Genomic DNA, 23,819 nt, shown 5'->3' with positions numbered 1-23,819 from the left:
GGGAGCTGGCAAGCTTTTGCAAAGGCGCCAGCTTCGGTCAGGCCGGGCTGTGAGTCAAACCCTTGGGTGGGTGAATCGCACTTCATCGGTACGAACGGGCCTTCAGCGGCCGATGAATAGCCCTGCATGCGCTGTCGACAGTCAAACCTGTCGAGGCAGCGAAGCAGTGACTACGCTTGCTGGAGATGACTCGATGAGCACTCCCATGCAAGCGTTGTTGCAGTATTTCAAAATGATGATCAATCCCGAGCGCGGGGTGTTGCTGTTCGCCCTGCGAACCATCGCCGCGGGGCTGCTGACACTGTACCTGGCCTTTCTGTTCGACCTGGAGCAACCCAAATGGTCGATCATGGCCGTGGTCATCATCAGTCAGCCGCTGGGCGGGATGGTGCTGGCCCGCAGTTTTGGCCAGGTGATCGGCACAACGCTGGGGGCGGTCGTCGCGGTGGTGATCATGGGCATTTTTCCCCAGGCGCCTTTACCGTTCATTACCACGCTGGCCTTGTGGCTGGCGCTGTGCACCGCCGGCGGCACGCTGTTGCGTTACACCAGTTCCCAGGCGTTCGTGCTCAGTGGCTACACCGCTGTAGTGGTGGCATTACTGGCTGTACCGGATCAGGACGGCATTTTTTTACTGGCCGTGACCCGTGTGACCGAGACGCTGCTGGCCGTCGCGTGCGTGTGTGTGGTCAGCCTGCTGACGGCCAGACCGGAGTCCGTCGCCCGGGACTACTTTGCGAAAATCGATCAAATCACCAAGTTACTGGCCACCCATGCAAGCGCCGTCATCCGTACCGAAGAAACCGAAGAGGATTTTCATCGTCGGCAAATGCAGCTCTTGGGCGAAATCAGCGCGCTGGAAGGTGTGCGCCGGCATCTGTATTTCGACGCGCCACGCTTGCGCAGCGCCAATGGCCTGGTGCAATTGCTGGGCAATCAGTTGGTGTTGTTGACGGCGCGACTCACCGCATTGCGCCACCAGCGCCTGCTGCTGACCGAGCGCTGGGAGGGCGAGTTGCCGGAAGAGATTCAGCGCTTGCGTGCCGAAGAGCTGGCCTTTCTCGATGAACTGGCGCAGCAGGGGCGTTCGCTGTCAGCCGAGAAACGCCACCACTTCACGACGCTGCAACAGCGTTTCGATGAACTGGCCTACCGCGCCGAACAACTCACCGAGACCATGCCGGCGACCTTGCGCTCCCTCGCCTGGTCACTGCGCTGGGAACAGGCGCGCATGTTGCAGCAGCTTGAACAGATTCTCGAATTGAGCGATGCGATCCAGAGCGGACGTGCAGCCAGCAGCATGTATCGAGGTCAGGAAAACCCGCTGCACCTGGATTTCACCTTGGCGACCATGAACGCTGTTCGTGCATTCTCCGCGTTACTGGTGGCCGGCCTGATCTGGATCGAAACCGGCTGGGACGGAGCGCGGGGCGGGATGGTGCTGGTGGGGATTCTCTGCTCGCTGATGGCCACATTTCCAAGGCCCTTGCTGGCTGTTCAGAGCTACGCGCGAGGATTCGGACTGGCGCTGGTGGTTTCAGCGCTGCTTCAGTTCATGCTTGTGCCCATGATCAGCAACTTCGAGTTGCTGGCATTGTTGCTGGTGCCCTTGCTTTACGCCGTCGCGGTGGGGCTTTCCAGTCCGCCCACCACCGGGACCGGCATTGGGCTGGGTCTCACGACGTTTCTGATGTTCGGCCCGCAAAACATCGGGCTCGGTCAAAACACCGCTATCCAGTGGTTCGAATTTGCCGGGGCCTATACCTGCGCCACGGTACTGGCGCTGAGTGTTTATTCGTTGATCTTCCCGTTCCGGCCTGACCTGCGTCTGCGTCGCCTGCATCAGGAGAACGGCGAGCAGGTGTACGCCTTGCTCAAGACGTCAGCCACCGATGAGCAGCAATTTGCCTTCGAAAGCCGGATGGTCGACCGCTTGACCATGATGCTGGGACTGCTGCCGGCGACACAGGACCCGCAGTCGCGGGAACTGTTTCAGGTCAGCCTGGGCAGCATGGCACTGGGCATTGCCTTGAATCAGCTCAGGCAGCAGGGACAAAACAACGACTTGCTGAGCCCGGACATTCAAGGTCGCCTGTTCGCAGCGGTCCGGCAAACCGGGCGCCTGGTTGCGGGGCGCCCCGGAGTTGAGCCGGAAGCGGTCCTTGCAGACCTGCGTACCTTGGGTGATGAGCTGGATGGCTTGCACTCAAGCGTTCACGAACATCTGTGGTCGGTCTTCCGGATGCGCGTCGCGCTGTTGATCGTGGTGTCGTTCGTTGAACGCTATCGCCACTATTTTGAACCCGCACCTGACCAAGGAGAACCCGCACTTGCCCATTGATCTGGAAATAGGAGGTGTTTATCTACCCCCGATAGCCCAGGCGTTGATTCTGGGGCTCCCGGTTTTCCTGCTGCTGGACTGGGTCTTGCGGCGCCTTGGCGTGTTGCAGTTCGTCTGGCATGAGGCGCTGTTCGAAGGCGCGTTGTATGTCTGTGTCTGTGCAACCTTGATTTTGTTGATGGGAGTTTGAGCCATTGAAGACCCTTTTTTCTCGACTCACGACCGTCGCAGTGGTGGTGCTGGCATTGGTCCTGGGCTGGTTTGCCTGGGAGCATTACACCCGCGCGCCCTGGACCCGGGACGCACGAGTGCGTGCGGATGTGGTGACCCTGTCCGCCGATGTGTCGGGGCGGATTGTCAGCTTGGCCGTGCAGGACAACCAGCACGTGGACAAGGGCCAGCTGCTGCTGGAAATCGACCCGGCGCGGTACAACCTGGCGGTGGAACATGCCAAGCGCGGAGTGGAAGTGGCGAAAGCTTCCCTCGGGCAGGCCCAGGCATCGATTACGGCCAGTGAAGCACTGCTCAAACAACGTCAGAGCGAGGAACTACGTCGACGCACACTCAAGGATCGTTCGGCGATTTCCGGCGAAGAATGGGAGAAAGCCAATACGGACGCCGCCGTCGCCCAGGCGGACTTGCTGCGAAATCAGGCCAATCTGGTGTTGGCGATGGCCAATGTGCAATTGGCCATCGCCGCATTGACCCAGTCCGAGCTCAATTTGCAGCGCACGCGGGTGATTTCGCCGGTCACGGGCTTTGTCACCAACCTGTTGACCCGAGAGGGTGATTACGCTTCCACCGGCGGGCCTTTGCTGGCGCTGGTGGACAGCAGTTCGTTTTATGTCAGCGGCTATTTTGAAGAAACCAAGCTGCCCCGGATCGGGCAGGGCGACCGGGTGAAAATCGAGTTGATGAGCGGCGAGACCTTCTATGGCTCCGTGCAAAGCATTGCCTACGCCATCGCCGACCGGGAAAACCTGCCGGGCGGGCGCCTGCTGGCGAATATCAATCCCAGCTATACGTGGGTGAAACTGGCACAGCGGGTGCCGGTGCGGATTGAGATTGATGCTGACTATGCCGGTAAAGACAAACTGAGGGCCGGGACAACGGCTACGGTGACGGTCGAAGAAAATCACCGCTAACCCCTGTAGGAGCGAGCCTGCTCGCGAAAAATTCGATGACGACGAGGTGAATCAGGTTTGCCGGGCAACATAGAATCTCCCGCAAGAGGGCAGGTGGTGTTTTTGAGAAGACAAAAAAAGCCCCGCGACCGAATGAGACGCAGGGCTAAGAAATTGGTTGGTTGCGGCCAACCAAAGGAGCGCTTTAAAACCGAGTTACTTGCTGGCGACCGTCTCCGGTTGCCAGCCGCCGCCGAGTGCCTTGTAGATCGCCACGATGCCGCGATACAGGTCAACTTCGGCCTGGGCTTGGGTGTCTTCGGCGGCCAGGCGTTCGCGCTGGGCGTCGAGTAACACCAGGAAATCGGCGGTGCCTTCGCGATAGCGGATCTCCGCCAGATCGGCGGCCGAACGACTGGACTCGCTCTGACGAATCAACGAAATCAGCCGTTGTTGGCGTTTGCCGTAGTCGCTGAATGCGTTTTCCGATTCTTCGAGGGCCAGCAATACTTGTTGCTCGTAGGTCGCCAGGGCGCCTTCGGCATCGGCATCGGCACCGCGCAAACGGGCGCGCACACTGCCAAGGTCGAACGCTGCCCAGGTGATGCTCGGGCCAAGCGCCCAGGCGTTGGCCGCCGAGGAACCAATCTGCGAACCGCGCCCGGCGGTGAACCCAAGGAAACCGCTGAGGCTGACCCGAGGGAATAAATCAGCCTTGGCCACACCGATGCGCGCCGTGGCCGAGGCCAGTTTGCGTTCAGCGCTGAGGATGTCCGGACGGCGTTGCAGCAGTTCGCCCGGATCACCAATCGGCAGGGCCTTGGCAATCGCCGGCAGGTCTTTCGGGCTCAGGTCCACGGTGAGCTTGTCCGGACGCTCACCCAGCAGGGTAGCGATACGGTTTTTCTGCCGAACCTGTTCGGCCTGCAATTGCGGCACGCTGGCTTCAACCGAGGCCAGACGCGCATCGGCGCGTTCGACGTCGAGCTGATCACCCACCCCGGCATCACGCAGACTGATGGTGATCTTGCGTGACTCCTGCTGGTTCTGCAGGTTGGCCAATGCGATCTTTTCCCGCAGTTGTGCACCGCGCAGTTGACCGTAAGCGTCCACCAGCTCAGCAATCATGGTGACTTGCAGCTGATACAGGTCAGCCTCGATGGCCTGCTGTTCGGCGTTGGCCGATTCCAGATTGCGCTGGATGCGGCCAAACAGGTCAATCTCCCAGGCCATGTCCAACCCGAGGTCGTAGCGTTCGCTATTGACCCGGTTGGTGGTCTGTCCCGGAATCTGGCCTTTGCCCAGATCGCTGCTGGCCCGGCTGGTGATGGTCGGCATGGCGTCGTTGCTGACGTCATCACGGATCGCCCGGGCCGCTTTCCAGCGAGCGAAAGCGACGCGCAAATCACGGTTGCCCTTGAGCGACTCGAGCACCAACTGGTCAAGGGTCGGGTCCTCGAACTGCTGCCACCAGATGCCTTCGAAACGCGAGCGGTCGAAGTTTTTCTGGCCGGCGGCGCCATCGGTGGCGGTGGTGATATTGGCCGGTTCCGTGGCTGGTGTCTTGTAGTCCGGGCCGACGGCACAGGCGCTCAGCGCCAGTACCAGCAGGCTCGGCAGGAAGGCTTTCAGACTCATTGTTGCGACTCCAGTTTCAGCGCCCGGGCGGCCTTGCGCGCTTGACCGCGCTCGACAAAGTTACGGATCAATACGTAGAACACCGGCGTCAGCAACAGACCGAAGAAGGTCACCCCGAGCATCCCGGAGAACACCGCCACACCCATGGCATGACGCATTTCCGCACCGGCACCACTGGAGAACACCAGAGGCACCACACCCATGATGAACGCGAAGGAGGTCATCAGGATCGGCCGCAGACGCAGACGGCACGCTTCGAGTACCGCCGCCAGCGGGCTCATGCCTTCCTCTTGTTTGTCCTTGGCAAACTCGACGATCAGGATCGCGTTCTTACAGGCAAGCCCCACCAGAACGATCAGGCCGATCTGGGTGAAGATGTTGTTGTCGCCACCGGAAGCGATCACCCCGGTGATGGCCGACAGCAGGGTCATCGGTACGATCAGGATCACCGCCAGTGGCAGGCTCCAGCTTTCGTATTGAGCCGCCAGTACCAGGAACGCCAGCAGTACGCAGAGCGGGAACACGAACAGTGCGGTGTTGCCGGACAGAATCTGCTGGTAGGTCAGGTCGGTCCATTCGTAGGTCATGCCGTTCGGCAGTTCTTCCTTGAGCAGTTTCTCGATGGCTTTTTCGGCCTGGCCGGAGCTGTAGCCGGGTGCGGCCGCGCCGTTGATTTCAGCGGTGATGAAGCCGTTGTAGTGCATCACGCGGTCCGGCCCCGAGGTGTCGGTGACCTTGATGAAGGTCGCCAGCGGGATCATCTCGCCCTTGTTGTTACGCACTTTCAGCTGGCCGATCTGGTCGGATTCGAGTCGGAACTGTTGCTCGGCCTGAACGTTGACCTGATAGGTGCGACCGAAGCGGTTGAAGTCGTTGGCATACAGCGAACCCAGGTAGATCTGCAGGGTGTCGAAGATGTCGCTGACGGCCACGCCGTGGGTCTTGGCTTTTTCTCGGTCGATGGCGGCATCGACCTGCGGCACGTTCACGGTGTAACTGGTGAACAGCCCAGCCAGTTCGGGCACGTTGTGGCTTTTGTTGATGATGTTCATGGTTTCTTTGTACAGCTCTTCGTAGCCCAGGTTGCCCCGGTCTTCGATTTGCAGGCGGAAACCACCGATGGTGCCCAGGCCTTGTACCGGCGGCGGCGGGAAGATCGCCATGTACGCTTCCTGGATGTCCGCGAATTGGCCGTTCAAGGCACCGGCAATCGCACCGGCGGACATGCTCGGGTCTTTACGTTCGTCGAATGGTTTGAGGGTCACGAACACGATGCCGGCGTTCGGGCTGTTGGTGAAACCGTTGATCGACAGGCCCGGGAAGGCCACGGCACTTTCCACGCCGGGTTGCTTCAGCGCCATCTCGGACATGCGCTTGATCACGTCTTCAGTGCGGTCCAGGCTCGAGGCATCCGGCAGTTGCGCGAAGGCCACCAGGTATTGCTTGTCCTGACCGGGTACGAAACCGGTCGGGGTGCTGGAGAAACCGAAGAACGTCAGCACCATCAAGCCGGCGTACAGCAGCAGGGCGATACCGCTGGAGCGGATCACGCGGGCAACGGTGCCGACGTAACCATGGCTGGCTTTTTCAAAGAAGCGGTTGAACGGACGGAACAACCAGCCACCGAAAATCTTGTCCAGCACCTTGGAGAAACGGTCTTTCGGTGCGTCATGGCCCTTGAGCAATACCGCAGCCAGTGCCGGCGACAGGGTCAGCGAGTTGAAGGCCGAGATCACCGTCGAAATCGCAATGGTCAGGGCGAACTGCTTGTAGAACTGCCCGGTCAACCCGGAGATGAACGCCGCCGGAATAAACACCGCACACAGCACCAGCGCCGTGGCAATGATCGGGCCGGTCACTTCACGCATGGCGCGCTTGGTGGCTTCGACGGGAGTGAGTCCGAGTTCGATGTTCCGTTCGACGTTTTCCACCACCACGATCGCATCGTCCACCACGATACCAATCGCCAATACCAGGCCGAACAGCGACAAGGCGTTGAGCGAGAAGCCAAACAGGTGCATCACCGCAAACGTACCGATCAGCGACACCGGCACAGCGACTAATGGAATGATCGAGGCGCGCCAGGTTTGCAGGAACAGGATCACCACCAGCACCACGAGGATCAGCGCTTCGAAGAGGGTGTGAACCACCGCCTCGATGGAGCCGCGCACGAAGATCGTCGGGTCATAGACGATGCTGAAGTCCATGCCTTCGGGGAAGTTCTTCTTCAGCTCGGCCATTTTTGCCCGAACCTCGTTGGAGATCTCGATGGCGTTGGAACCCGGACGCTGGAAGATCGGGATCGCCACCGCCGGCTGGTTGTTCAGCAGGGAGCGCAAGGCGTACTGACTGGAACCCAGTTCAACGCGGGCGATGTCCTTGAGGCGAGTGATTTCACCGTTGTCGCCAGAGCGAATGATGATGTTCTCGAACTCTTCCTCGGACACCAGCCGGCCCTGAGTGTTGACCGACAGCTGGAACGCCGTGGCATTCGGCGCTGGCGGTGCACCCAACGCACCGGCCGCCACTTGACGGTTCTGCTCACGAATGGCGGTCACCACATCGGTCGCGGTCAGATTGCGCGAAGCGGTCTTGTTCGGATCGAGCCATACCCGCAGCGAGTAATCGCCCATGCCGAACAGCTGCACATCACCGACACCGCCCAGGCGCGCCAGCTCATCCTTGATGTTGAGCAGGGCGTAGTTGGACAGGTACAGCATGTCGTAGCGTTTGTCCGGCGAGGTCAAGTGCACAACCATGGTCAGATCGGGCGACGCCTTGTCCACGGTGATACCGATGCGCGTCACTTCCTCGGGCAGTTTTGGCTCGGTCCGGGTCACGCGGTTCTGCACCTGCACTTGGGCGTTGTCCAGGTCAGTGCCCAGCGCGAAAGTTATGGTCAGGGTGATCTTGCCGTCAGCGGTGGACTGCGAGGACATGTACAGCATGTTCTCGACGCCGGTGATGGCTTGCTCCAGCGGCGCGGCCACGGTTTCGCCGATGACTTTCGGGTTGGCGCCCGGGAAGTTGGCGCGGACCACAACGGTGGGTGGCACGACTTCCGGGTATTCGCTGATCGGCAACTGGAACAGCGAGATCGCCCCGGCGATCAGGATCAGCAGCGACAGCACTGCCGCGAAGATCGGCCGCGAAATGAAGAACTGGGAAAAATTCATCGTAGAGAGCCCTTAGTCGCGTGGAGTCGTGGCAGCCAGCTTCACAGCCGTCCCCGGCGCTACCTTGGCAGGTGCGACTTGGGGCAGGTTGCTGGCTTCCAGCGCCTGGCGTTGTTGTGCGAGAGCCGCCAACGTTTGTTCGTTGGCCATCGGAATCACTTCAGGTGTGACCGGCGATCCCGGACGCACCCGTTGCAGACCCTTGACGATGATCGTGTCGTCCTTGTTCAGGCCGCTGCGCACGATGCGCAAGCCTTCGATCTTCGGACCCAGCTCTACCGCGCGGTAGGCGGTCTTGTTGTCGGCATCCATCACCAGCACGAACTTTTTGCCCAGGTCAGTGCCGACCGCTTCGTCGTTGATCAATGTGGCGCTGTAGGTGCCGCTGCCGACCAGCTTCAAGCGTGCGTACAGGCCTGGGGTGTAACTGCCGTCGCTGTTGTCGAACACGGCGCGACCGCGGATGGTCCCGGTTTTCGGGTTGACCTGGTTGTCGATGAAATTCATGACACCCTGGTGCGGGTTGCCGTCTTCGTTGGACAGGCCCATGTAAACCGGGGTGGTGGCGCCGCGTTTGCCCTGGCGAGCGAGCTGCGTGTACTTGAGGAACACGCGCTCGTCGGCGTCGAAGTAGGCATAGACCTTGTCGGTGGAAACGACGCTGGTCAGCGGCGTGGTGTCGGCGGTCACCAGGTTGCCGGCGGTGATTTCCGCACGGCTGACGCGGCCGCTGATGGGGGCGGTCACACGGGTGAAACTCAGGTTCAGCTTGGCCAGGTCCAGTTGCGCTTGAAGCGCGCCGACGGCGGCGCGGGCTTCTTGTGCGGCACTGGTCCGCGAATCGGCGAGTTCGGCAGAAATCGCGTTGCTGGTGCGCAGGCGCTCGCCGCGCTGGGCTTCGTTTTCGCTGCGAGTGGCATTGGCACGAGACTGTGCGACCAGTGCTTCGAGGCGGCGGACCTCAGCCTGGAATGGGCGGGGGTCGATCTGGAACAGCAGGTCACCTTTCTTGACCAGGGCGCCTTCAGTGAACGCCACTTCATCGATCTGGCCGGAAACCCGTGGACGGATCTCGACGGTTTCCGGGGCTTCGAGGCGTCCGGTGAATTCATCCCACTCGTTGACCGGTTGTTCCAGCACCTTGGCCACGCTGACCTTGGCGGCCGGCATCGTGGCGGCACTTTCCGGCGCCTTGCCGCAGGCGCTCATCACCAGTACGGCCAACAAGGCCAACGGGAAGCGCAAATGTTTGAGTGACTGTTCCATGGATGCATCCGCCAATGTGTTGAGATTGGCGAATGATGCGCGGCGGGGTGGTATGTCACGAATCGAATGGGGCGAAGGTAACTATCATTCGGAATGATATAAGACTCGACCAAGCCCTCTAGCCTGCGGTTTGCATTCGATTGTCATCAACGGGATTGATGACAATTGTGTGTTGCATTGGATGCAATAGTTGCTTGGGGCCGTGTTGCGGCCATTAGTTCGGAGAACAATCCGGATCAGGCCAGGCTGTCCGGATCCCCGAAGAACATCTGAATCCGCGAGCGCAACCAGCGCTCAGCCGGATCGTTATCCTGCGACCCGCGCCAGGCCATGTGCAGTTCGAAACTGGGCACCGGCAACGGCGGATCTTCCGCCCGCACGCCGCCTGCGGCGGTCAGCGCATCGGCGGTGTAGTCCGGCACCGTGGCGACAATGTCGGTTCCGGCGAGCAAGGTGCTCAGCCCGTTGAACTGCGGCACGGCGAGCACGACATGGCGTTTGCGCCCAAGCTTTTCCAGTTCTTCATCTATAAAGCCACTGAGGTCACCGGCGAACGACACAAGAGCATGGGGGCGGGCGCAGTAATCATCCAGGCTCAACGGTCCCGGTACGGTGTCGGCGCGCAATAGCTTCGGCTTGCTGCGGCGCAGCACCTTGCGCTTGGCATTGGCCGGCAGGTCGGTGGTGTAGCTGACACCGATGGAGATCTCCCCGGAAGCCAGCAACCCCGGCATGAGGATGTAGTTCACGCGACGCACGACCAGCACGATCCCCGGCGACTCGGCGCGCAGGCGCTTGAGCAGCATCGGTAACAAGGCGAACTCGACGTCGTCCGAAAGGCCGATGCGGAACACGGCGGTACTTGTGGCAGGATCGAACTCGGCCGCACGGCTGACCGCTGTGGAAATCGAATCCAGCGCCGGGGAGAGCAGGGCGAAGATTTCGATCGCCCGTGCAGACGGCTCCATGCTGCGGCCGGTGCGCACGAACAATGGATCATCGAACAGCCCGCGCAGGCGCGAAAGCGCCGCACTGATGGCAGGCTGGCCGAGGAAAAGTTTTTCCGCCGCGCGGGTCACGCTGCGTTCGTGCATCAATGTTTCGAAAACGATCAACAGGTTCAGGTCGACACGACGCAGGTCATTACGATTCATCTGGAGTCCTGGCAGAGTCAGCAAACTTGACGTGGGCGGCCATATGAGAACAATGGCCCGCAGGAATCTTACGGGGAAAGGCTGGTACTCTGCACCGAGAAATTCAGATTTCCTACAAAGGCTGCGTCGGATTCATACTGTATCTAGTGATGTTTCCGAGACGACGGAATCAATGACAGGCATGTCGACTATTAATAGCCACAGATAGTCTTGGGTTAAAAGCCCGGCTAGAGTTCAAGGCATTAGAGGTTCATTTGGCGAGGTTTGCGATGTCCCGCACGATCCGTTTTCACAAGTTTGGTCCAGCCGAGGTGCTCAAATGCGAAGAGCATGCGGCCGCTCAGCCTGCACCAGGCGAAGTGCAGGTGCGCGTCGAGGCGATTGGCATCAGCTGGTATGACACACTCTGGCGCCAGAACCTGGCACCTTCCCATGCTCGCCTGCCTTCTGGCATTGGCCAGGAAATGGCCGGTATCGTCACGGCCCTGGGTGAGGGCGTTGAAGACCTGGCTATCGGCGACAAAGTCGCCAGTTTTCCGGCCGAAAGCCCGAACGACTACCCGGTCTACGGCGAGCAAATTGTTCTGCCGCGCACAGCCTTGACCCGTTACCCGGACGTACTCAGCCCGATTGAAGCGAGCGTGCATTACACGCCGCTGTTGATCGCCTATTTCGCGTATGCCGACCTGGCACGGGTCAAGCCGGGGCAGTTTGTCCTGGTGACCGACGCCAGCCACTGCGCCGGCCCTTCCTTCGTACAACTGGGCAAAGCCCTGGGTGTGCGAGTGATTGCCGCGACCAAAACGGCGGAAGAACGTGAATACCTGCTGTCGCTCGGTGCCGATAAAGTCATCGTCACCGAGGAAGAAGATCTGCTGATACGCATCAACAAAATCACCGACAACCGCGGCGTGGACGTGGTGTTCGATGGTTTGGGCGGTCCGCAAATGTCGTTGCTGGGTGACGTGCTCGCACCGCGTGGCAGCCTGGTGCTCTACGGGTTGCAGGGCGGCAACCAGACGCCATTCCCGGCATGCGCAGCGTTCCAGAAAAACATTCAGTTCTTCGTGCACTGCATCGGCAACTTCACCGGGAAGCCGGAACTGGGCATTACCCAGGACCAGGTCGCACTGCAGCGCGCCTTGCGCGACATCAACCAGTTGACGGCTGATCGCGTGCTGTTGCCGCTCAAGACCCGGGTCTTCCCGTTTGCCGAGTTTGTCGAAGCACACCGCTACATGGACGAGTGTCCGTGTCGTGAACGGGTTGCCCTTCAGGTCGAACCGGCGTAACGATCACTTCTGTCGTACATCCTCAAAGAGTCCGTGTCCCCACGGACTCTTTTGCGTTCAGCCCCACCTAAATACCCATTGCCCTGATGGCGGAGCCTTGGGCCAGTTCGGCAACTGAACTGGTTTTTACTCTTGATCTGTAGCTTCTAATCAGCCACTCAGCCCTGATAATTGAATGATTACTTTCATCTCAAGGAATGAGTCATGTCTGTGTGTCAGGCTGATACTTGTCAATGCCCATTGCATCTTTCAAAAAGCGCAAGTTGTTTCGTAGTTATAGAAGGCGCGACGATAACTTCTTTCTTTATTTCTTGTATTAAACGTCTGTGGGACGTTGTCGGACACTTCCTAGGATCGATAATTGGTTTGGTAAAATTCATAAAAATCAATGGAATAGATGGTTGCGGTCGGTGCTTTCGTGTGGCCGCTCCACTAATTTGTTGAAAGCAACCTCATTCCATTCCAGTGTTAGTATTTGACAGTAAATTCCATCACTACCGCCGTGCAGTCCGCTCGTTGCGCTTGACTGTTGGTGCGATATAGAACTTACAAGTATCAGGTAAATTTAAATGACCAGCATTCATGATCAAGCGATGAACTATGTCTATCAACAAGTGCTGCAGCGATTGCTCGGATTTTTTTCGCGGGCCGAACGTACGGCCTTGCAGTTGTTGATCCAGCGTCTGGTGGTAGCGGCGGGGGGGATGGCCCACATCGGCGATTTCAAGGTGCTGTTGATTCAGACCGGCACCCGCGACAACTGCTACACCCTGGCGCTGCTGCGGGCTGCCCAATTGACGATTGCAACCCGGTCACCTGCGACGTTTCAGTTGCGCATCGCCTCATTGCGAATGAATGGGGCCAGCGTGGTGGCTTTGGAAAACATGCATCGCACCAACAGTGCTTTGTTCATCTATGACGATCCGCGGGTCGAGGTGTTGATGGTGGATGACCGTGAGGTTCTACTCTTTGATCATCAGGCGCCCGTGTCCAGCGCCGGCCGCGAATCGAATCGGACTCAAATGCTGTTGATCGGCCATTGCCCTATCCGCAATGAGCTGCTGAGTCCATGGGACAGCGGTTACCTGGCCACTGGCGAATTCTATGGGCAAATCGCGCGTTGGGACGGTGGCGTCGATGCGTTGCTCAGCAGCGAATCGCCGCGTCAGCAAAAACAGTTTACCGACGGTTTGTTGCGCGCTGCCGCAAAGGCGGGGTTATGGTCGTCGAACATCGGTGAATCCGCTTACACCGGGTTGTTCGCATTGCTCGATGAACTGGGCAGCGACTGTTATCGAGAGTTCTATGGTGATCAAGGCCACGCACAATGGCGTCCGGCAGATCGCTTTGAAACGTGCCGTCGCGCGACCTGCATTGATATTCACGACATGTTGGTCAGCCCCCCGGAAGAGCGCTGGCCGTTGCTGAACGAGTTTCTTGGATACCAGCCTGACGAACCGGGTGCGCAAACCGGCGACAACGAATACGTGAGCCTGCCGATCTCGGCGCACCTGCGGGGGCTGCAAGCCTGTTGCCTGCAAGGGCGCAGTTACGAGGCGGGAGTCGCCGAACACCTGCAACGAACCTTGATCATGATGCGTCGCAAGCAGTTGCCCGATCAGCTGTGCGAACAAGTCATCGAAGCCTTTTGCGATCCGGCAACGCAGGGTGAGCTGCGGGCACGGGCAGCGTCTGAAGCACAAAAGGCCCTCGGTCTGAGTGACGCACAGCTGGTATGTCTGCTCTTTGCGCCTTTTATCGACAACGGGGCCCGCCTTGAGCGTTTTCTTCGTCTATGCCATCCGGGCATGCTGGTGGCGCTGCCCGATCTGCACCGGGCCATGCAGGGGCAGCCCGTGGCCGAACAAATCATGCAGTGGATGATTGATGTCAGCGGACTGTCGGTGAGGCTGATTGGCCGGCTTTATCAAATGGTGTCGGTGTCCGAAACGCCATGCATGGCACCTGAAATTGCAGTCGCCAGCGCGGATGCAGCCGGTCTTGCTGTGGCGGATGAATGGTCTACGGGGCGTTGACCGTGCGCGGTTTGCGGGGCTGTGCAATTGGACTTGGTCCATGAAAGGTCTACGAGAAACGGACTTCGCCTATCAGGCGGTGTACCGATATCTCACCACGCTGATCAATGAGTCTATTGGTCATGGGCATTTGCGCCTGCCCTCCTTGAGGCACCTCGCGGATCGTCTCAATGTGTCGATTTCGACTATCCAGTACGCGTACTCATTGCTGGAAAAAGAAGGGCGGGTCTATTCGGTGGCCAAGTCTGGCTACTTCGCGGTGCCAGTGTCCTCGACCGATCTGATTCAGATTGGCAACGACTTGCTCGAAACCGTGTACGTCAATGCCCGGCGCCCGGGAATGTTTGTCCTGAGTGCCGATGAGCCAGCGTTATTGCAGCCGCTCGACAGTCCTTTGTTACTGATGGAGCGGGAGTTGCTGCGTCAGTATCCGCGCCAGCCGTTGCCAACGTCGCAACCGTTTGGTGAGCTGGAACTGCGCACAGCCCTGGCGGCGCGCTACACCTCTTCGCCGGTTCGCTGCTGGCATGCCGAAGAGGTTTTTATCGGCGCCGATCTACGGGGTGTGCTGGAAATACTGATCATCGTACTGGGCTTGAACGACGCGACAGTGGTGGTTGAATCGCCGTGCGACTGGGCGATATTGCGTTTGCTCCAGGCCGCTTGCGTGCGGGTGATCGAGTTGCCAGTGCTGGCGAACGGTTGCCTGGATTTCGATCGGCTCAAGGCGTTGCTGGAAACCGAATCGGTGCGGCTGGTTATGGTTTCCTCGGCCTTGAACATGCCGCGAGGCAGTCTGGCGCCTGATGACAATCGCCGGGCCATCGCGCAGCTGTTGGCCCAACACCACAGTTGGGTGCTGGAGAACGACTGTTATGGGGAGCTTTGCTTCGAGGTAGGGCGGCTGCGATTCCGCGATCTGCTGGATCCCGAACGACTGATGGTGTTTTCCACGTTCGAGAAAATCATCGGTCCGGAAGCGCCCTACGGCTATTTGCTGTCGAAGCATTTCAGCGCCGACCTGCAACGGCATTTTCTGTTGCGTTCGTTCCGCCTGTCACCGATTCGGCAGAAAGCCATCGCACGGTTGTACGGCAATGGCCGCATCGATCAGCACCTGCACGTGCTGCGACGGCTGCTCAAAGAACGCAAGAGTCAGATGACCCAACTGTTGCAGGAACGGCTGGGTGATGCCTTGCAGGTTGTCGAGCCTCAGGGCGGCGCGACTATATGGGTTCGCTCCTTGCGGCAGGTGAATGTGCGTCGCGTGTTCCAGCGTTTGTTGGCGCACGAGGTGGTCATTGCCCCGGGTGAATTGTTCAGCCTTCAGGGCTTGCACGCACAGCATCTGCGCTTGAGTCATACCTTGGGCAGTGAGCACGACCTCGCTCTGGCCCTGGGTTTTCTGGCGGATGCGCTGCGTCTGGAGGCCATCGACTGAGGAGGGGGCAATGACATCTTCTAACGTCCTGGATCGATCCCGTCGCGTTACGGTCAAACTGCCAGTAAACTCCGTCCCAATTCCTGAACCACTCGATCCCAGAGGTTTTGCATGACACTCAGTCCTTTTGCGGGCAAACCGGCACCGGCAGAATTGTTGGTCGACATCCCGCGACTGGTAACGGCCTATTACACCGGCCAACCTGATGCCGCCATTTCGACCCAGCGCGTTGCCTTTGGCACGTCCGGGCACCGAGGCAGCTCGTTCGACCTGAGTTTCAACGAATGGCACGTTCTGGCCATCAGCCAGGCAATTTGCCTGTACCGCGAGGCTCAAGGCATTGATGGCCCGCTGTTCGTCGGTATCGACACCCATGCGCTGTCCACTCCAGCCGGGGCCAGTGCCCTTGAAGTCCTGGCGGCCAACGGCGTGACCGTGATGATCGCCGAAGGTGACGAGTACACGCCGACGCCGGCAGTCTCCCACGCGATCCTTTGCTACAACCGTGGACGCACAACTGGCCTGGCCGACGGCGTTGTCATCACGCCGTCCCACAACCCTCCGCAAAGCGGTGGCTACAAGTACAACCCAACCAACGGTGGCCCGGCCGATACCCACATCACCAAGTGGATCGAAGCCAAGGCCAACGAACTGCTGGCCAACAAGCTGGCCGGTGTCAAACGCATCAGCTACGAACAGGCACTGAAGGCGAGCACGACGCATCGCCACGACTACGTGAACACCTATGTGGCCGATCTGATCAATGTGATCGACTTCGATGCCATCCGTGACGCCAAGCTGCGTCTGGGTGTCGATCCGCTGGGTGGCGCAGGGGTTCGCTACTGGTCGGCGATTGCCGAACACTACCGCCTGGACCTGGATGTCGTGAACAAGGAAGTCGATGCGACGTTCCGCTTCATGACCGTCGACTGGGATGGCCAGATCCGCATGGACCCATCGTCCAGCCATGCCATGCAAGGTTTGATCGGCCTCAAATCACGCTTCGACGTGGCATTTGCCTGCGATCCGGATCACGATCGCCACGGCATCGTCACCCCGTCCGGTGGCTTGCTGGCACCGAACAACTACCTCGCTGTGTGCATCGATTACCTGTTCCAGAATCGCCCGCAATGGCGTGCTGACGCTGCCGTGGGTAAAACCGTAGTCAGCAGCGGCTTGATCGATCGTGTGGCCAAGCGCCTAGGGCGTCGCCTGTACGAAGTGCCGGTTGGCTTCAAGTGGTTTGCCGATGGTCTGTTTGACGGTTCTCTGGGTTTTGGCGGTGAAGAAAGCGCCGGCGCGTCGTTCCTGCGCAAGGACGGCAGTGTCTGGTGCACCGACAAGGACGGGTTGATCCCGGCATTGCTGGCCGCTGAAATGACGGCTCGCACTGGTCGCGATCCAAGTCAGGCCTACCGGGCCTTGACCGATGAACTGGGCGAACCGTTCTCGGTACGGGTCGATGCCAAGGCCAATCCTGAGCAGAAAGCCCTGTTGAGCAAGTTGTCACCGCAACAGGTGACCTCGACCGAGCTGGCCGGCGAAACGATCCAGAGCATCCTCAGCCATGCGCCAGGTAACGACCAGGCGATTGGCGGGCTGAAGGTCATGACCGAAAACGGCTGGTTCGCGGCGCGTCCTTCGGGCACGGAAGACATCTACAAGATCTACGCCGAAAGCTTTGTCAGCGATGATCACCTCAAACAGTTGGTGGCCGAAGCGCAGACGCTTGTGGATAGCGCCATTTCCGCGAAGTGATCCGTGACTGATGTAGCTGTTGTGGCGAGGGAGCTTGCTCCCGCTGGGTCGCGAAGCGACCCCATCTCAGTGATAGCGATTTATTGACGGCACCGCATTCACCAAATTGCGGCTGCAGCGCAGCCGAGCGGGAGCAAGCTCCCTCGCCACAAGTTAATCGAAAAAAAGGGGCAACCATCACGGTTGCCCCTTTTTTCGCATTTACCGAATCACGCCAGGTCCACCAGAACGATCTCGCTGTCCTCGAAGGCCGTAACGCGCAGAACCTGTTCATCGGCAATCGCAACACCGTCTCGAGCTTGAGCACGCAAGCCATTGACTTCAATCACGCCCGTCGCCGGCACCAGATAGGCGCGACGGCCAGTGTCCAGCCGGTACTCGGCCGACTCGCCAGCCTTCAGGTTCGCCGCCACCAGGCGCGCATCGGCACGAATCCGCAGGCTCTGATCGTCACCTTCCTTGCCACTGGCCAATGTCACAAAACCTTCGCGCTCGCCTTTCGGGAACGGCTTGGCACCCCAGGACGGCGCCAGGCCGGATTCGTTGGGGATGATCCAGATCTGAAAGATCCGCGTCTCGGTTGCTTCCAGGTTGTACTCGCTGTGGGCGATCCCGGTGCCGGCGCTCATGACCTGAACATCACCCGCTTCGGTGCGTCCCTTGTTGCCCAAGTTGTCCTGGTGGGTGATGGCGCCTTCACGGACATAGGTAATGATTTCCATGTCCCGGTGCGGGTGCTGCGGGAAGCCAGTGCCCGGGGCAATCACGTCGTCGTTCCATACCCGCAGGTTGCCCCAGTTCATGCGCTTTGGATCGTAGTACTCGGCGAACGAAAAATGGTGGTGGGCATCCAACCAGCCATGGTGAGCACCGCCGAGCGAATTGAAAGGTCTGAGTTCAAGCATGATCGTCTCCTGAAAGGTCCGTCATGGGGCAAAGCGCCTGAGCCACGAAGCAAGACCGGTGGTTGATGACGGCCATCATCCATCAGGCAAACATCGATAAAAAGCGTAAAAAATGCAGCATTCTTATCTAATATATTGATATTAAACGGGCTCGAAAAACTCTCACACAGCTTTCACTTCATCGCATAAGCCAATGAGTCATAAGCATTTCACTAGAACTCATCGGCAAATGCAGACACCATAGCGCTCAACAGCCTCACACCCTGGAGTCAGTCCGCGTGCCGCAACACACCCCCGATCTTCCTCCCGAGCTTCGCCCCTTGGCCGAGATGCCGCTGATCAAGCGCCTGCTGGCCCGGTTCTTCGGCTACAGCCTCACGCGCTTGCATGCACAGCACCGGGCGTCGTGGTTGCACGGTCAGGCCGACGGGTTTCGCAGTGGCCACAGCGCCGGTGTGGATTACGGCTACAAGGAAGGCAAGCTCGAAGGTCTGGAGGAAGGCCGGCAAGTCTTGCTGATCCGCGATTCGCGCTGCACCGAGCACCGTCCACCGAACGTCGATGACTTGTTGTTTGACGATTGGCGCCTGCCGTTGAGCGCCGAGTTGAAGAAACGCATGAAAGCAGACGTCGCCCGATGGCTGCCGCCGCATGCCCAGCCCAGCGCCGCACAGTGGAAAATGATCTTCAGCGATACGCCATCCACTTCGGTCATTGCCGGAGCCGGGGCAGGTAAATCGACCACGCTGGTGCTGCGTATTTTGCTGCTGACGCAATACCTGGGGTTCGAGCTGAGTTCGATGACGGTCGTGACGTTCACCCGTGAGTCGCGCAAGGATTTCATCAATAAATTGATCGAACTGTTTGCGCTTTGGGGGCGGGCGATCAGCTTCAAGGAAGCGCGTGATCTGGTGCGCACCTTCCACTCGCGGATTTTGCCGATGGTGCGCAGCTTGCCGGGTTTCGAACGGTTGCAAGCCTTCGAGAACCTCAGCTTTCGAACGCAAAACGGCGATGAAGAGGTCGACAGCAACCCGTTCGACTTGCGCATCAATGACGCGCAGCGCCAACAACTCAATGCCTGCTATCACCAGCTGCACAGTCGGGATGAGCATTTCCGCGAGCTGATCAAGCCATTGTCGCGCCATGCCTTGCAGCTCAAAGAGCTGGAGCGTGATCACCCGGATGTGCAAAAGCGGATTGGCGTGACCGAATTGGCCGCCAAGCGTGATGAAGAACTGTGCGATGTTGTCGAGGATCTGTGGTTGCGTGCAGGTGCGTGGCCGATCAAAGGGATCGAGCCCAACCGTCAGTCGTTCGAGATCAACGGCGCGAAATTTCATTGCCATGGCTACATCCCGTCGCTGGATGCCTGGGTGGTGCTGGGCTTCGATCCTCGGGAAAATCCCCAGGTGACGCGGCCAAACGCCAAGCTGACAGTGCGCGCGGAGTGGGCTGTAAAGCGCACCCTGTTTCAAGCTTTCTGTCGTAAACCACTGATTTGGCTAGATAGTTACGAGTCATCAAAGCGCGTTTTAGCTTCGCTTGCCGGTGATGCCAGTGCGGGGCCGGGCTTCGATTACAAGGTCAAGGGCGAACTCGGTTCCGCACCCTTGCTGGATTGTTTCGTCACCGCCGCCGGGTTTATCGAAAACCTCGGCCTGGACGTACCTGCTGCTGTGGGGCAGATGAGCTTTGCCAAGGACGACCCAGACCGGTTTTTCTTCGAGGCCTTGAGCATTTACTGGCGGGCCCTGGAAGATCATTTGCTTGACCAGAAACCGCCAGTCATGACCTACAACCGCATGTTCGCGTTGTTCAGCGAGCATTCCCCGGAAAACCTCAAGCTTTTGAGCGATGACCTGCTTCGGCCGTTATCGCACCTGATGATCGACGAGTTTCAGGACGTATCGCCGCAAATCGTTTCCTGGATCAGGGCCAGTCTTGCGGAAATTCGCAGTCGAGGGCCAGCCATGTACGTCGGTCGCGGTGCCCAGCGTTCATCCTTGCTGTGCGTGGGGGACGATTGGCAGTCCATCTACGGCTGGCGCGGCAGTTCGCCGACGTACTTCATGGAGTTCAACAAGGAGTTCCCGTCGCCGAGTACCACCAAGGTCATGCTCAGCGACAACTATCGCAGTCACCAGCACATCATTGATGCGGCCGAGCACATCGTGCGTGCGGCGCCCGCAATTGCCGGCAAAAAGGCCAAAGCCAGTGGGGAGCCGAAGGCGTTGCTGCCGGTGAACGTGCTTGATCGGGATGATCAAGGCATGGCTCAGCGTCTGATGGAGCACTACAGGAAGGGCGATTCAATCTTGATGCTTTATCGAAAAAGTAGCGATAAGTCATTGATTGAAGAGCATATTCAGTCTGTAGTTAATGTTGATTCTAGCTTGCCGTATGAGTCGCGACGGTTGAAACAGCTGACCTACCATAGCTCCAAAGGCCTTCAGGCCGATGCGGTGTTTCTGCTCGGCGATTGCCAGCACCTGACCAGTTCACCCTACAAGAATCAGGTGTATCGCATGGCGGGCCTGGGCAAGGCTGGCGACAGTGAGCCTTACGACAGCGCTCAAAAAGACGAGATCCTGCGATTGGCCTACGTAGGCATTACCCGGGCTGTCAGCCATTGCTATTGGTATGTCGATTCACAGGACAACCAGGCGGCGAACATGCCCAAGGCGTCTGACCGGATAGGTAAGGGCAAGGCTTTCTTTGCCGACCATCGGCTGGGCAACGTGTCGGGGTGAATCGAAAAGATCGCAGCCTTCGGCAGCGCCTACCGGGTAGGCACGCCGCAGGCTACGATCCTTGCACTGGACAATAAAAAACCCACATGAGTGGGTTTTTTATTGAGAAGTCAGCCTTCAGGCATAGCTCCTGAGGGCCACCGGTGGAATGAACGCTTCAAGCTCATCCTCCACCGCTTCGATTATTCGCTCTACATCCGCAGCATTCATGACCGTCGCGCAAGGAATGCCGGCTATGGCGATCATGGTCTCGCCAGTGGCACGGTCAAATAGACGGGCAATCATGCTGCCCGGCGCATCCATGCTCGCCTCGAAACCCATGGGATGAAAATGCCAGCGCATCAGCTGGCAGGCGTTTGGAAACGTGACCTTACTGAACCCTTTATTCATGTGTTGCCCACCTTCTTCATCGAGCGCTTCCTTTAGCTCATGCCAGGGGGGAAGAACCTTCATTGGTTCAACCAGTGACAGTCTTTAAAAGTAGCACCGCAGTGTGAAATAAATGTGGAATCTTCAAACCGTTTAGCGATTGCTGCGACTTTTTTGATGCAGGTCACGTTATGCCGACAGTTGAACGGACATGAGCCCCGGTTTAGTCATTGATGCCTCGGCAGAACTTGGGCAAGCTCGACGTTTTTTCGTCGAGACCGTTATGCACGCCGATGATGATGGCCCGCTGCAAACCCAGGCGACAGGCGAGACGGTCATGCGCTATCACCTGCGCTGGAAGCACCGGGATCTGGATGGCGTCATGGCGCTTTATCATCCTGACGTCCAGTACAACGACTTTTTCCAGAATCGCGTCATGGGCCTGGGCGAGTTGCGCGAATACGTGCGCAGCAGCATGCCGCGCGACCCGGACGAAGCGCTGGAACACTCCGATCGCATTCGCCTGGATGGCAACACCGCGTTCATTCAATACCGCATTACCCTGCGCGGCGGCGAGGGGCTGGTGTCGTTCCGTGCCAGCGAGGCGATTACCGTCAAGGACGGGCTGATCTGGCGCGTCAATGAGTACGCCTCGCTGGTGCGTGAGCAACCGGTCAGCAAGACCGCCGGCAATCAGCGCCCGGCCGTCAGCCGGCTCGGCCTGTCGCCGCGTCAATTGAGCTTTATGGCGGACGACCTGCAACAGTATTTCCAGCGCCAGCAACCCTATCTTGATCCGGAGCTCGACCTGCAGCGGGTGGCGAAGGAGTGCGGGTACAGCCGTAATCAGATTTCCTATCTGCTGAATCAAGTGCTGGGCCAGAGCTTCTACCGTTACGTCAACCAGGCCCGTTTGCAGCATTTGCTCGCGGCGCTGGATGCCGCCACGCCGCCGCTGCGTATCGACGATCTGGCCTTCGCTGCCGGTTTCAATTCGCTGTCCGCGTTCTACAGTTGCTTCCGCCAGCACACCGGCCAGTCACCGAAGGCCTACGTCAAACAAATTTCTTTGCGTGCACGCGCGCAAGACAGCGACTGAAGCCACGCACTAGGATCAACGCCATCGAAGTTTTGAGTGGCGGAGTCTTGCATGTCGGCGTGGCGCACTATCAGTTTGTGGATGGACCAGCTCGACGAGCCCCTGTTGGCGCGCCCATCGCTGGAACAGGATCTGGATGTCGACGTCGCGATCATCGGCGCGGGTTACACCGGACTTTGGACGGCTTACTACCTCAAGCGCCAGGCCCCCGGCCTGAGCATTGCCATCGTTGAAGCGCAAACCGCCGGGTTTGGCGCGTCCGGTCGCAACGGCGGCTGGCTGATGGGTAACCTGCTGGGTGAGGATCGCCTGCTTGCCGGTTTGTCGCCGGAGGATCGCCGGGCTTCCTACGATTTGCTGCACAGCATTCCCGATGAAGTGGAAATTGTCATCGAACGTGAAGGCATCGACTGCGATTATCGCAAAGGCGGGGCGCTGTATTGCGCTGCCCGCTATCCCGAGCAGGAAGCCAGCCTGCGCACCTATCTGGACGACCTCTACCGCCAAGGCCTCAACGAAAGCGATTACCGCTGGCTCAGCCCCGAGCAACTGGCGCAACAGATTCGCGTAGCCAAACCCTATGGCGGCATCTACGCGCCACACGTGGCGACCATTCACCCCGCCAAACTGGTGCGCGGGCTGGCCCGCACCGTTGAGCGCATGGGCGTCAAAATCTACGAAAACAGCCCGGTCAGCCATTGGCAGTCCGGCAGCCTGCGCACGGCGAAAGCCTCGGTGCGCAGCCGCTGGACAGTGCCGGCAGTGGAAGGTTACTCCGTCACCTTGCGGCCGCTGGGGCGCTATCAGTTGCCGGTGCAAAGCCTGATTGTCGCGACTGAGCCGCTGTCGGCCGCCACCTGGGACGAAATCGGTCTGAGTCGTGGCCAGGCGTTCAGCGAAGCCAGCCGCCAAGTGACCTACGGCCAGCGCACCGCGGACAACCGACTGATTTTCGGCGCCAGGGGCGGCTACCAATTCGCGGGTCAGTTGCGTCACGATTTTGACCTGAGTACCGACGAAAAGGAGCTGCGTCGCTATCTGTTCGGTGAGTTGTTCCCGCAATTGAAAAACGTGCAGATCACCCATGCCTGGGGCGGCAATCTGGGCATGTCTCGCCGGTTCCAGCCACACATGCTCTGTGATCGGGCCAATGGCATCGCGCTGTCCGGCGGTTATGGCGGGGAGGGTGTCGGGGCCAGCCACCTCGGTGGACGCACCTTGGCCGACCTGATTCTTGAACAGGACAGTGAACGGGTCCGTCAGCCATGGGTTATCCCCGAGGGCGGTCTCGACTCACTCAGGACCTGGGAGCCAGAGCCCGTCCGCTGGCTCGGCTACAACGCGATCATCCGCAGCTTTGTCCATGAAGACCAGACGCTGGCCAATCCGGCCACCGCACCCTGGCGGCGCAAGCTGGCCAGCGGGGTCGCGGGTTTCATGGAAGGTTTCATGCACTAACGGCTTTTA

At 59.3% G+C, this 23,819-nt stretch carries 16 protein-coding genes; 10 read left to right on the top strand and 6 right to left on the bottom strand.

Translation table 11 applies throughout. The features are described 5' to 3' along the window. Nucleotides 1–193: 193 nt before the first annotated feature. The 3 genes from QYH43_RS17235 to QYH43_RS17225 are packed head-to-tail and all read left to right on the top strand — an operon-like array spanning nucleotide 194 to nucleotide 3,486. On the top strand, nucleotides 194–2,341 hold the full coding sequence (locus QYH43_RS17235) for an FUSC family protein (protein WP_301157566.1): 2,148 nt from the start codon (nucleotides 194–196) through the stop codon (nucleotides 2,339–2,341). Next, complete coding sequence (locus QYH43_RS17230) at nucleotides 2,331–2,531, top strand: DUF1656 domain-containing protein (RefSeq protein WP_095056139.1); 201 nt, start codon at nucleotides 2,331–2,333, stop codon at nucleotides 2,529–2,531. Before QYH43_RS17235 ends, QYH43_RS17230 begins: the two co-directional genes overlap by 11 nt. Nucleotides 2,532–2,535: 4 nt before the next feature. Next, nucleotides 2,536–3,486 carry an HlyD family secretion protein gene (locus tag QYH43_RS17225; RefSeq protein WP_301157564.1) on the top strand — a complete coding sequence of 317 codons (951 nt, stop codon included), beginning with the start codon at nucleotides 2,536–2,538 and terminating at the stop codon, nucleotides 3,484–3,486. Between the two features lie 195 nt (nucleotides 3,487–3,681). Here QYH43_RS17225 and QYH43_RS17220 read toward each other — a convergent pair whose 3' ends face one another. The 4 genes from QYH43_RS17220 to QYH43_RS17205 form a co-directional block, all read right to left on the bottom strand. Next, nucleotides 3,682–5,103: an efflux transporter outer membrane subunit gene (locus QYH43_RS17220; RefSeq protein WP_301157562.1), complete on the bottom strand. Its 1,422-nt coding sequence runs from the start codon at nucleotides 5,101–5,103 to the stop codon at nucleotides 3,682–3,684. Further along, nucleotides 5,100–8,279: an efflux RND transporter permease subunit gene (locus tag QYH43_RS17215; protein WP_301157561.1), complete on the bottom strand. Its 3,180-nt coding sequence runs from the start codon at nucleotides 8,277–8,279 to the stop codon at nucleotides 5,100–5,102. Before QYH43_RS17215 ends, QYH43_RS17220 begins: the two co-directional genes overlap by 4 nt. Nucleotides 8,280–8,291: 12 nt before the next feature. Further along, nucleotides 8,292–9,545: a multidrug efflux RND transporter periplasmic adaptor subunit MexE gene (mexE, locus tag QYH43_RS17210; protein ID WP_095056143.1), complete on the bottom strand. Its 1,254-nt coding sequence runs from the start codon at nucleotides 9,543–9,545 to the stop codon at nucleotides 8,292–8,294. Nucleotides 9,546–9,781: 236 nt separating this feature from the next. Further along, entirely contained in the window at nucleotides 9,782–10,699 is a 918-nt protein-coding gene (locus QYH43_RS17205; RefSeq protein WP_095056144.1) for a LysR family transcriptional regulator, read from the bottom strand. 269 nt (nucleotides 10,700–10,968) lie between these two features. Here QYH43_RS17205 and QYH43_RS17200 point away from each other — a divergent pair, with 269 nt between their 5' ends. The 4 genes from QYH43_RS17200 (at nucleotide 10,969) to pgm (ending at nucleotide 17,226) form a co-directional block, all read left to right on the top strand. Further along, entirely contained in the window at nucleotides 10,969–11,991 is a 1,023-nt protein-coding gene (locus QYH43_RS17200; RefSeq protein ID WP_095056145.1) for a zinc-dependent alcohol dehydrogenase family protein, read from the top strand. A gap of 569 nt (nucleotides 11,992–12,560) precedes the next feature. Continuing rightward, the gene (locus tag QYH43_RS17195) at nucleotides 12,561–14,027 is read left to right on the top strand and encodes a hypothetical protein (protein ID WP_301157559.1); all 1,467 of its coding nucleotides are present in this window, start codon (nucleotides 12,561–12,563) and stop codon (nucleotides 14,025–14,027) included. Between the two features lie 40 nt (nucleotides 14,028–14,067). Further along, nucleotides 14,068–15,468 carry a PLP-dependent aminotransferase family protein gene (locus QYH43_RS17190; RefSeq protein ID WP_301157557.1) on the top strand — a complete coding sequence of 467 codons (1,401 nt, stop codon included), beginning with the start codon at nucleotides 14,068–14,070 and terminating at the stop codon, nucleotides 15,466–15,468. Between the two features lie 111 nt (nucleotides 15,469–15,579). Continuing rightward, a complete protein-coding gene (gene pgm / locus QYH43_RS17185) occupies nucleotides 15,580–17,226 on the top strand; it encodes a phosphoglucomutase (alpha-D-glucose-1,6-bisphosphate-dependent) (protein WP_301157555.1) in 1,647 nt (548 codons plus the stop codon). Between the two features lie 209 nt (nucleotides 17,227–17,435). Here the strand turns inward: pgm and QYH43_RS17180 are convergent, their stop codons facing one another. Next, nucleotides 17,436–18,131, bottom strand: coding sequence for a pirin family protein (locus QYH43_RS17180; protein ID WP_095056148.1), 696 nt, complete (start codon nucleotides 18,129–18,131; stop codon nucleotides 17,436–17,438). A 278-nt stretch (nucleotides 18,132–18,409) separates the two neighbouring features. On the opposite strand from QYH43_RS17180, the gene QYH43_RS17175 reads away from it, so the two are divergent. Next, nucleotides 18,410–20,884, top strand: coding sequence for a UvrD-helicase domain-containing protein (locus QYH43_RS17175; protein WP_301157553.1), 2,475 nt, complete (start codon nucleotides 18,410–18,412; stop codon nucleotides 20,882–20,884). 117 nt (nucleotides 20,885–21,001) lie between these two features. On the opposite strand, the gene QYH43_RS17170 is transcribed toward QYH43_RS17175, so the two are convergent. Beyond that, complete coding sequence (locus QYH43_RS17170; protein WP_034148820.1) at nucleotides 21,002–21,274, bottom strand: DUF1652 domain-containing protein; 273 nt, start codon at nucleotides 21,272–21,274, stop codon at nucleotides 21,002–21,004. A 262-nt stretch (nucleotides 21,275–21,536) separates the two neighbouring features. Here QYH43_RS17170 and QYH43_RS17165 point away from each other — a divergent pair, with 262 nt between their 5' ends. Then, nucleotides 21,537–22,352 (top strand): AraC family transcriptional regulator, encoded by an 816-nt coding sequence (locus tag QYH43_RS17165; RefSeq protein WP_095056150.1) that lies wholly within the window; start codon nucleotides 21,537–21,539, stop codon nucleotides 22,350–22,352. Nucleotides 22,353–22,403: 51 nt separating this feature from the next. Then, nucleotides 22,404–23,810, top strand: a complete 1,407-nt coding sequence (locus QYH43_RS17160) for an FAD-binding oxidoreductase (RefSeq protein ID WP_301157551.1) — start codon at nucleotides 22,404–22,406, stop codon at nucleotides 23,808–23,810. Nucleotides 23,811–23,819: the final 9 nt, after the last annotated feature.

It is taken from the genome of Pseudomonas sp. C32 (genome assembly GCF_030417915.1).
Taxonomy (GTDB): domain Bacteria; phylum Pseudomonadota; class Gammaproteobacteria; order Pseudomonadales; family Pseudomonadaceae; genus Aquipseudomonas.
This window is presented reverse-complemented; position numbering and strand designations above follow the sequence as displayed.